The sequence below is a fragment of the Shewanella sp. SG44-6 genome, from assembly GCF_014164185.1.
GTDB classification, from domain to species: domain Bacteria; phylum Pseudomonadota; class Gammaproteobacteria; order Enterobacterales; family Shewanellaceae; genus Shewanella; species Shewanella vesiculosa.
On record NZ_JACJER010000045.1, the window covers coordinates 25130 to 34473 of the forward strand.

Sequence of the window (9344 nt, forward strand, 5' to 3'; positions counted from 1 at the left end):
TGATCGATCTTATCGCGCTATAGGCGTTAGTTTAAAGTAACGCGCTTAATGGCGTCAATTAACCTATATGCTTTTTAGCTCTTTATGATATAAAAAATCCGCTAAACCAGGTTTAGCGGATTTTAATGTTATGACGCATGACGTCATGGATTGCGAGCGCTAGGCTATTGCTAGTGTTCGACTATTACGACGGTTATTCAGTAGGTTGAGTCACGATATTGTGGTCTAAAGTGACCGCTGTTTGTGACATTAATCTGCCGTTAATCGTTGCATCTGTGTTTATGCTGATGCCTTTTTCAGCTAAAATGACTCCTTCAAAATGCGCTGTGGTGTCAAGTGAGACTCCCGCACTTCCGCCAACCTGCCAGAAGATATTTTTTGCCTGAGCGCCACCTTGTAAATTAATACGACTGGCTGCTGCTTGAGTAAGGTCACCTGCTATTTGGAAAATCCACACGTCGTTGGCACTGCCAGAAATAGCAATGTCAGTCGAAATCAACACACCTGAACTCCACTTATATAAACCTGGCTCTAGTGTCATGCCACTGATATCACCAGCGCCTAGTTCAGTATAGTCAGGTAAGGTTCTGCCAGCTGCATCGTTATAGGCTGTGCCCATATCAAGTACTGCGTTGGCCACTAGGGTGTTATCTTCTGCTGCGCCAGCAAAACAAGTAATTGCACCGCTGCCCGTATAAGCAGCATCAGCACCATAAATAGTCCCGCTGATTTCATCACAAAACACGTTATCCATCGCTGCAGCTGTGATTGGGCTTGAACCTATATTGCCTGTAATAGCAGACGCTGGAATATTGGTGATTCCAGTCTTAGTTAGAATAGCAAAATCACCCGAAGTGTTTAACTTCACTGGTTCAGGCCCCATAGCGGCAACATCACTGGTGGTAAAGCTCCAGCTGAAATTAGCTGCCAATAAATTTGCCGGCATCGCTAAATCGCTGATAGCCGTGGTCAGAGTTGCGGTATAAAGTGTATTGGCCGCTAAATTATCGTCTGGATTAAACGTTGCGCTTGTGCCTTGAACGCTAATCACACCAGCGACAAGATTTGTCCCGTCACTTAGGGTAAAGCTAGTACCGTTTAGCGTATTAGGAGCAAGTGCTTCACTAAACTCAGCTGTCACATTTCTATTTAAGGCAAAGCTCTGTGCGAGATCGGCTGGGGAGTTTGATACAACCTGTGGGGCAATAACATCGGGTAATGCAGAGGTCGTAAATGACCAACTAAAACCACTGGCAAGCGCTATGCCTGCCGTATTTGTGACTTCAGTGGTGATAGATGCTTGATACAGAGTGTTATGGGTAAAATCACTGTTTGGAGCAAATACGGCAGTATGACTTGTTTCATCATAAGAAACTGTGCCTAACACGGCGGCTTGATTCGGAGCCATTAAGGTAAAGCTGACATCGTTAATCGTCTGCTCGTTCATCGCTTCGCCGAAGGTTGCGGTGATTTGTTGATTGATCGCCACATCGATAGCAAGATCACTTGGGTTACTGGCATTAATAGTCGGCACAATGGCCGAGTCAGTATTATTGTCACTATTACAACCAGCGATTAAGGTAAGCAACAATATGCTGCCAGCCCATATTGGCGGGGTAAAATTATTTTTTCGTATATGCATTGTTATATCCTTGAAAAACTTAAGATCACATTACAAAGAATGTTGCGTCATATTGTCGGATATTAAACCGATAAATGGATTTGTCTTTGCTGCTTGGAGGGGCTATGTTTGGCCCACACATTGGTGGGCATTGTTAGCAAACATGTGAACGGTAAAATGGCTTATAAGCGAAAACCTTTCACTAATAAGTACCTAAAAAACACAATAGTGAGGTGTTTTTTAGGTCATTGGGAAACAAGCTGTCTGTCTCCCTATTTTGGTCCTAAGTGTTAATGTGAATGTCAGTAGAGAGTGACACTATGGTGCTTTGCTTATGGCATTTGCGTCTAGCGTTACCTGATCAGTGACCGCAAACAATCGACCTGTAACGCTTGCTCCAGTCAATACATTCACTTCTGACCAAGCGAAAACATTGCCAGAGAATTTGGTATTAGTGCCGATAACTGTCTTTCCAGCGGTTCTCCAATAGACGTTCTTTGCTTGTGCGCCATTAATAAGCACAATATCGCCACCTGGAGCACCAGAAGTTAGGTTTCCGCCTATGGTGAAGATGAACACAGAGTCAGGGTCTCCTTCGCCATCAAGAGTGAGAGTACCTGTTTGCAGGGTCACATCGGCTGCGGTTTTATACACACCACGAGTCAGAGTCAGATTGCCCAATTCAATAGGGCAAATCTGGGTTGCCGCATTTGGGTTTGGATCTGCCGCGAGGAAATTATAGGCAATACCAAGATCTGTTCTGGACTGGTTAATAAATGCAACCATAGAGGCATAAGGCACCGGTACAACATAAGGTGGTGTGCTATCGTCGCCAGCATAAGACAAGCCATTGGTTAATTCGTCAAATTCGCCAGCATTAACGCCTGCGGTAAATCCTGCGTAATAAGAACGTGCCTGGTCAAGAATACCTAAATCACCATCGACAATGGCAGAACCACTTGTCGTCGTAATAGCTTGTGAGGCAAGCATGACAAAACGTGCCACTTCACCCAATTCAGGTGCTAATGGGTTATTGGGCAGAGCTGCAGTAACATTAAGTGTTGTATCCGCAAATACGCCAATTAGTGTTGCTTGAATCACTGATGAGCCTACTTCAATAGCTGTCGCACGCCCACTATTTAGCTGTTCATTGGGATTTAATGTAGCAACCTGTGTATCTGCTGAAGACCACATTACCGTCGATGTGATATCTGTTGTACTACCGTCTGAATAATGACCAATAGCAACAAAGTTTTGGCTTGAGTTCTTAACAATACTTGGATTAACAGGTGTTATATCAATTGAATTCAAGGTGGCATCGGTAACGGTTAAATTAGTACTGTCTGATTGTGCTCCTGAAGTTGCGGTAATAAGTGATGAGCCAGCCACCTTGCCATTGGCAAGACCATTGACATCAATTGTAGCAACCAAGGTATCTGTAGATGACCAAGTAACCGAGGTAGAAATATCTGCTACAGATCCATCAGAATAAGTTCCAGTTGCAGCAAACTGCTTGTTCATACCTTTAACAAGGCTTGGATTGGTTGGCGATACCACAATTGAACTTAATACGGCGCTAGTAATGGTCATGTTTGTACTACCGGAGACCCCTCCAGCGCTTGCGTTGATAAGTGATGAGCCAGTGCTAATTCCATTTGCAAGACCGGTATTATTTACTGTAGCCACTAAGGTATCTGCTGATGACCAAGTTACAGCGTTCGTAATATTTGCTAGCGACCCATCAGAATAAGTGCCGGTAGCGGTGAGCTGTTTATTCGAATCTTTAGCTATAGTGGGATTACCTGGTGTTACTGCAATTGACGTCAAACTTGTATCTGTGATTGTTACGTTAGTGGTGGCTGACAGCGCAGCCGATGTCGCGGTAATAATTGTAGAACCCGAAGCAATACCACTGACAATACCATCGGCATTCACAGTGGCAATTAGGGTGTCTGAAGATGACCAAATAGCTGAGCTGGTCATATCAACCGAGATACCATCTGAGTAAATACCAGTAGCAGTCAACTGCAGGGTATTACCTTTAGGTATATGTGGGTTGGCTGGTGTTAACATGATTGACGTTAAAGTGGCGTCGGTAACTGTCAGCAATGAGGTTGCTGATTGAGCTTGAAAATCTGCCGTAATAACAGATGAACCTATACTCACTCCTTTAGCAGCCCCACCGGTATTCATTGTGGCAACCAGTGTGTCCGCAGATGACCAGCTTGCTGAAGCACTTATATCCACTGATGTACCATCAGAATAAGTACCGATAGCAGTAAACTGTTGGGTCATGCCTTTGGCAATACTTGGTTCAACGGGCGTTAACGCTATTGAGCTCAAAATAGCATCTGTGATGTTGAGCTCAGTCGTTATTTCATCAGATCCTAAAGATGCGCTAATAACTGCAGAACCAATAGCAACGCCACTAGCAAGGCCACTAGCATTTATGGTAGCAACTAGCGTATTCGCCGAGGACCACGTTACTGAAGTGGTCACATCTGGCGAAGTACCATCCGAATAAGTACCCGTAACAGCAAATTGTTTGCTCAACCCCTTAGCTACGCTGGGGTTGGTTGGTGTGATAGCCAAAGCCGTTAAGGTCGCATCCGTGATGGTTAGCGTGGCCGTTGCGGATTGCTCGTTTGATAATGAGTCGATAATGGATGCTGTGATAGTAGAGGAACCAGGGATAACTCCCATGGCTATACCACTGGTATTAATAGTGGCAACTGCTGAGTCATCAGATGACCAAGTTACCGAGTTGGTGATATCAGACGACGTGCCATCTGAATAGGTGCCTATGGCTGTAAACTGTTGCTTCAAGCCCAATGGCATGCTTGAGTCTGCAGGGGTAACAGCAATGGCTGTAAGTAACACCCCATTATTGTTGTTATCGTTGCTGCTATCGCCATTACACCCAGCTAAAAGGATAAGTCCTAATAGCATAGTGAATACGAGATAAGTCTTTTTTAGGGAACTATTCATTCTCTTCTTCCTAATGATTTTATTAAATTGCGTTAATTTACCTTTTCTACATCAGCAAAAAACGGCTGCGATTCTTGTTAGCCATGAGTGCTGATAACTCAGTGAGATTTTCTTGTTATGCGATATCCACGAATTGAAAAATCTGAGTACTGGTCCGAGTAAGATTTCGAGAACACTAATAACCTAATTTGCAAATATCGTACCGAAAGTGTTTTTTGTTAAAAAATGAATTTAGTTTATTATTAACAATGAGTTAATTTTATTTTTTTTAATTATCAATATTGCTACGGCCTCAATATATGAAAGAAATGTAATATGTTGAGGGTATTTCTGTTATAGGCGGTATTATGGTGCGGTATATGTGGTGGTTGTAAGACAAGCGCTACCGATACTCAAGTAGGACGGCATTGATATTCCCGTCTTAAATACCAGATAACGATACCTACGCGGCAGATTTTGTCTCTGGGCCAACATGTCGACCCCGTCAAAACCATTGGATGGTTATAGAGGTTAGTAATGAAAGGTGATGATACAAAACGTGCCCAGGCTGACGAGATTAAAAGCTTATCAAGCTTTATTAAAGGGGAGGGTATCAATCTGTTCGAAGCCGTGATTGATGAGAGCAGCGAACGCAGACATGCTGAAGAGGCATTGCTAAATGCGGGTGCCTTGCAGCGAGCTATTTTTAATAGCGCTAACTTCTCTTGTATTGCTACTGATGCTAAAGGGGTTATCCAAATTTTTAATGTTGGCGCCGAGCGGATGCTAGGTTATTCAGCCATCGAAGTAGTGGACAACATTACCCCTGCCGAGATATCCGATCCCCAGGAAATCATCGCCCGCGCCAAGGCGCTTTCTGTAGAACTCTGCACGCCAATAGAACCTGGTTTCGACGCGCTGGTGTTTAAGGCGTCACGCGGTATTGAAGACATTTACCAATTAACTTATATCCGTAAGGATGGTAGTCGCTTTCCAGCTGTTGTATCGGTTACAGCACTTCGCGACGACCAAGGTATCATCATAGGTTATCTTTTGATTGGCACAGATAACAGTGTTGGCAAGCAGGCAGAAGAAGCTTTGCTCAAAGCTGGTGCACTGCAGAAAGCCATTTTTAACAGTGCTAATTTTTCCAGTATTGCTACCGATGCTCATGGTGTTATTCAGATATTTAATGTGGGTGCCGAGCGAATGCTGGGTTATACCGCTGACGAGGTGATGAACAAGATCACCCCAGCAGATATTTCCGACCCCAAAGAAGTCATCGAGCGCGCTAAAGAGCTCAGTATTGAACTGGACACAGCAATTACACCTGGTTTCGATGCGCTAGTATTTAAGGCTCGGCGCGGTATTGAGGATATCTACGAGCTGACTTACATACGTAAAGATGGCAGCCGCTTCCCAGCAGTAGTGTCCGTCACGGCATTGCGTGATGAGCGCCAGGCTATCATAGGCTATTTGTTAATAGGAACCGATAATACCGCGCGTAAGCGTATCGAAGAAGAACAGAAAGAACTTAGTCGGCGCCTGCAAGATCAACATTTCTATACTCGTAACCTGATTGAATCCAACATTGATGCGCTGACGACCACTGATCCGTCCGGCATTATTACCGATGTCAATAAACAAATGGAAGAGCTTACAGGTAACCAGCGTGATTCCCTTATAGGCACCCCATTCAAAGACTACTTTACCGATCCTGAGTTTGCCGCAGCGGGCATAAAAAGGGTGTTAAGTGAAAAGATAATCTCAGATTATGAATTGACCGCCCGCAACAAGAGCGGCAAAGAAACCGTAGTTTCCATTAATGCGGCCACCTTTTATCACCGAGACAATAAATTACAGGGGATTTTTTATGGCGCCCGCGATGTCACTGAGCGTAATCGCCTAAATCAAAAACTGCTGGAAAAGAACATCGAACTGGAAAATGCTAAAGCTGTGGCTGAGAAAGCCAATCTCGCCAAATCGGATTTTCTTTCCAGTATGAGCCATGAGCTTCGAACCCCACTGGGTGCGATCTTAGGTTTTGCACAGCTTATGGAATCAAGTACTCCCGCGCCACTGCCCGCTCAGAAACGTAGCATTACTCAGATCCTCAAAGCCGGATGGTATTTGTTGGAGCTTATCAATGAAATTCTGGATCTAGCGCTAATCGAATCCGGCAAGCTGCCTATGTCAGTTGAAGTGGTTTCGCTGTCCGAAGTCATGCAAGAGTGTGTGTTGATGAGTGAGCCACAAGCTAAAATCCATGACATCAACGTCATCTTTAACCGATCTACGACCAAAGATTTTCTTCACGTCGATAGGACCCGGCTAAAGCAGGTGATTATTAATCTGCTTTCCAATGCGATTAAATACAACCGAAAGGGTGGAAGCGTGATATTGGAGCACAGTCAAAGCAGCGATGATATGGTGCGGTTCAGTGTTCGAGATACAGGTGAAGGATTATCAGCTGAGCAACTCGGGCAACTTTTTCAACCTTTTAACCGCCTCGGTCAAGAAGCTAATAATCAACAAGGTACAGGAATAGGCCTGGTGGTGAGTAAGCGTCTGGTTGAATCGATGGGGGGAGTCATTGGTGTGCAAAGTACCGTTGGCGTAGGGAGTGTCTTCTGGTTTGAACTACAGCGAACCGACGAACCGGTATCTAAGCTTGCTGACAGCGCAATAATGGTCACCAAAGCGCTACAATATAAAGCCCCTGAGCATTTGCAAACCTTACTGTATGTTGAAGATAATCCGGCTAATTTGATGCTTGTTGAGAACATTATTTCTCGTCGACCTAATCTGCGTTTTCTCAGTGCTGCCGATGCGATTCAAGGTATTGAAATGGCACATACCCATCAGCCGGATATTATTTTGATGGACATTAATCTACCGGGAATTAGCGGCTTAGTTGCATTGAAAATTCTCAGGGAAAGTCCGATAACAGCGTCTATACCCGTGGTCGCTCTCAGTGCAAATGCCATTCCCCGAGACATTAAGAAAGGTCTGGATGCCGGCTTCTTTCATTATCTAACTAAACCACTGCGGATCAATGAATTTCTGAAGACTGTCGACATAGCGCTTGAGCATGCCAATAAGTCTGCTGTAATCGCTGATGATGAGGCAAAATAATGAAAATTAATGCAAGCGATATACTCAACGCTAAGATTTTGATTGTCGATGATCAAGAGCCTAATGTGCTTCTGTTGGAGCAATTATTACTTGATAGCGGTTATACCCAGGTAACGACAAGCATGGATCCTTTAGTTGTTTGCGACCTCAACCGGATTAATCGCTATGATGTGATTTTGCTTGATTTACAGATGCCAAAAATGGATGGATTCGAGGTTATGGCTGCGCTTAAGGCAGACCATAGCATGGATTATTTACCAGTGCTGGTGCTCACTGCCCAACCCAATCATAAACTTCAGGCATTACAAGCGGGGGCCAAGGATTTTATTAGCAAGCCCTTTGACTTGGTCGAGGTGAAAACCCGTATTCATAATATGTTGGAAGTGAGTTTACTGTATAAAAAATTGGCAAAAAATAACCTCTCTTTGGAAGACACTGTACAAAAGCGTACGCTAGAGTTGACCAAGACTAACTTGCTACTCGGGCAGGAAATTGATGAACGTAAAAAGGCTGAAGCGTCACTGAGAGAGACTTACATACAAATAAAGCAATTAAAGGACAAGCTTCAGGCCGAAAATATTTATCTTCAAAAGGAAGTTGCGCGGCAGTTTAATTTTGACGAAATAATCGGTAATAGCAAACTGCTGTCGCAGGTCTTTCAGAACGTTGAGCAAGTTGCTCCAATGGATGCCACAGTATTGCTGCTCGGTGAGACTGGCACTGGCAAAGGGGTTGTTGCCCGTGCTATCCATAGCCGCAGTTCGCGAAAAACGCGTCCGTTGATCACAGTAGACTGCACCACCTTACCTGCGAGCCTGATAGAGAGCGAATTGTTTGGCCGTGAGCGGGGAGCATTCACCGGTTCAGACAGCAAACAGATAGGCCGTTTTGAGCTGGCTGATGGTGGCACCTTGTTCTTAGATGAAATTGGTGAAATGCCGCTAGAGATGCAAGCTAAGCTACTGAGAATTATTCAAGATGGAGAATTTGAACGGCTAGGCAGTCCGCGTACTATAAAGGTGGATGTGAGAATTATTGCCGCGACTAACCGCAACCTGATTGAGGAAGTGCGTAATGGCAAATTTCGTGAAGATCTCTATTACCGCTTGAACGTATTCCCAATCACCTTGCCGCCTTTAAGACAACGTAAAGAAGATATCCCGCTGTTGGTTAATCATTTTGTGATTAAATTTAACAAGAAAATAGGTAAGTTGATTGACACTATCAGCCAAGAAGCTCATCAAGCCTTACTGCAACATCAATGGCCTGGCAATGTGCGAGAGTTGGAGAGTGCTATTGAACGAGCCGTTATCCTTAGCGAAGGAAATACACTGCAGATCTTAGATCGCTTTGATAGTTTTGAAAAACGAGTGCCCAGAGATGATGCTTCGATAAAGGGCTTGGTTGAGCTGGAATGTGAACATATCGCTAAAGTATTGCAGCAGACAGGTTGGCGAATTGAAGGCCATAAAGGCGCAGCACTACTTCTTGGACTTAACCCCAGCACCTTGCGCGCCAGAATGCGCAAATATGGCATCATACGCCAGTCAAATTAGCTGACTGATAACATTAAGTGAGTCATAAGCTGAACTATGACGATGCCATCAATGAGCAAATAGGA

Annotated in this window: 4 protein-coding genes; 2 read left to right on the plus strand and 2 right to left on the minus strand. The window is 44.3% G+C overall.

The window, feature by feature from the left end:
- Positions 1 to 193: 193 nt before the first annotated feature.
- The gene (locus H5185_RS10165) at positions 194 to 1642 is read right to left on the minus strand and encodes an ice-binding family protein (RefSeq protein ID WP_182697875.1); all 1449 of its coding nucleotides are present in this window, start codon (positions 1640 to 1642) and stop codon (positions 194 to 196) included.
- Between the two features lie 297 nt (positions 1643 to 1939).
- Positions 1940 to 4609, minus strand: coding sequence for an Ig-like domain-containing protein (locus H5185_RS10170; protein WP_182697876.1), 2670 nt, complete (start codon positions 4607 to 4609; stop codon positions 1940 to 1942).
- Between the two features lie 516 nt (positions 4610 to 5125).
- Here H5185_RS10170 and H5185_RS10175 point away from each other — a divergent pair.
- Together H5185_RS10175 and H5185_RS10180 are read left to right on the plus strand one after the other, a co-directional pair.
- A complete protein-coding gene (locus tag H5185_RS10175) occupies positions 5126 to 7723 on the plus strand; it encodes a PAS domain S-box protein (RefSeq protein WP_182697877.1) in 2598 nt (865 codons plus the stop codon).
- On the plus strand, positions 7723 to 9279 hold the full coding sequence (locus H5185_RS10180; RefSeq protein WP_182697878.1) for a sigma-54 dependent transcriptional regulator: 1557 nt from the start codon (positions 7723 to 7725) through the stop codon (positions 9277 to 9279). Before H5185_RS10175 ends, H5185_RS10180 begins: the two co-directional genes overlap by 1 nt.
- Positions 9280 to 9344 lie beyond the last annotated feature (65 nt).